Here is a 1,553-nt window from a genome sequence, read left to right on the forward strand (position 1 = left end):
CACCGGCCCAACCCCCAGCCACCCGCAGGACACCCAGACCCCCGGCGGCCGGGTGCCGCGGCGTGGAGGGCGGTCCCGATCCGGGGGTCGGGGGCTTGCCCCGGGGCGGGGAGAGAGCGCGTCAGCCCTGGGCGATGCTGTCCAGTTGCTCCACCGCCGGCCGCAGGGCCCACAGGTCGCCCCCGGGTGGGGTCTGGAGCTTGGGCAGCGCCGCGCGAGCCTTGCGGTCACCCGCGTCGGCCGCCGCGTGGACGATGTCGCTCGCCGCATAGGCGCGGAAGTCGAGCTCCGGGTACGGCCACGACGCGGCACCCGTGGCCGCCGGGAGCAGGACGTCCACCGCCTTGAAGAGGTTCGCGCCGTCCGGCCCGGTGTAGTGCCACAGGTCCACCCCGACGTGTTTCCCGATGGCGGCCATCCGGGTGTACGCGACCAGGTTGAACGTCGAGTAATGGAAGCTCCGGGTCCGCTTCAGCTCCTGCGGCTGCGTGCCGTCGGCCGCGATCTGCGTGTCGATGCGCTTGGTGCGGGCGTCACGGAGCACCTGGCGGGCGCGGTCCCGGTCGCCCACGGCGGTGGCGATGGCGGCGACCTGCATGTCGTAGAAGGTGCCGTGGTTGTTCTCGGCGGCGCCCTCCTCCTTGCCGAAGTCGCTGTTCACCAGCCAGTCCAGGAACTGCTTGTTCCAGGTGCGGAAGCCCGCGTGGTCGCTCTTGGACCAGCCGGGGGCGCCGGTGTCGAGGAGCGCGGCGGCGTCGAGGAGGCTGGTGAAGGCCTGGGAGAAGTCGATGATCCCGATCGAGCGGCCGTCGTACATGCAGGGGATGAACTGCGCGTGGTTCAGGTTCGGGTTCATCCGGGTCGCCGGGGTGACGAACCAGGTGCGCAGGATGTCCGCGGCGTGCTCGGCGTAGGCCCGCTTACCGGTGTAGTACCAGGCCAGGGAGAGCTCGTAGGCGGACTCGAAGACCTTCCCGACCTCGGGACGGTCCGTCATCTTGTCCACGTCGGGGTTCCGTTGGCCATCCTTCTGAACGTAGGGGCAGCCGTACGGATTGTCCTCGGTCTTGGGCCGGCTGGGCCACCAGTAGGGGGCCTGGCTGAAGTAGTCGTGTTTGTCGCCGCTGGGCGGCACCTGGTCCTTGTCCGTGACCGTCCAGGGGCCCTGCTTCATCCACTGGTCGGCCTGGGTGGTCAGATCGCGTACGGTCCGCCGCAGATTCCGGTCTCCGAGCTGCAGTTTCAGCTTGGTGAGGGACAGTCGGGGCCCGTCGAGCACCACCGTACGGGGCACCGGGCCGGAATGCCGGACGCGCTCGGCGCCTTGCGCGGAGGGGGCGGCGGGAATCGCCAGGACGGCCAGGAGGGCGGAGGCGGCGACGATCGCCCGGGCGATCCGCCCGCGTCCCGCTGGAGGTGCACCCATCGAGCACTCCAATCAGATAGCTGAACGCTATTCAGAATTGAGATCGGGCTCAGAGTAAGGCGGCTCCATGGGCACGACAAGAGATCGCACAGGAATCCGCTCACCCCCACAGGGGCGGCCAACCGCC

The 1,553-nt window shown here is 69.9% G+C and carries 1 protein-coding gene; it reads right to left on the reverse strand.

The genetic code is table 11. The annotated features are described in order from the left end of the window. Positions 1-121 precede the first annotated feature (121 nt). Positions 122-1,426 carry an alginate lyase family protein gene (locus GWI24_RS44215; protein ID WP_210951639.1) on the reverse strand — a complete coding sequence of 435 codons (1,305 nt, stop codon included), beginning with the start codon at positions 1,424-1,426 and terminating at the stop codon, positions 122-124. Positions 1,427-1,553 lie beyond the last annotated feature (127 nt).

Source organism: Streptomyces sp. MK37H, from assembly GCF_018035285.1.
Lineage (GTDB): Bacteria > Actinomycetota > Actinomycetes > Streptomycetales > Streptomycetaceae > Streptomyces > Streptomyces endocoffeicus.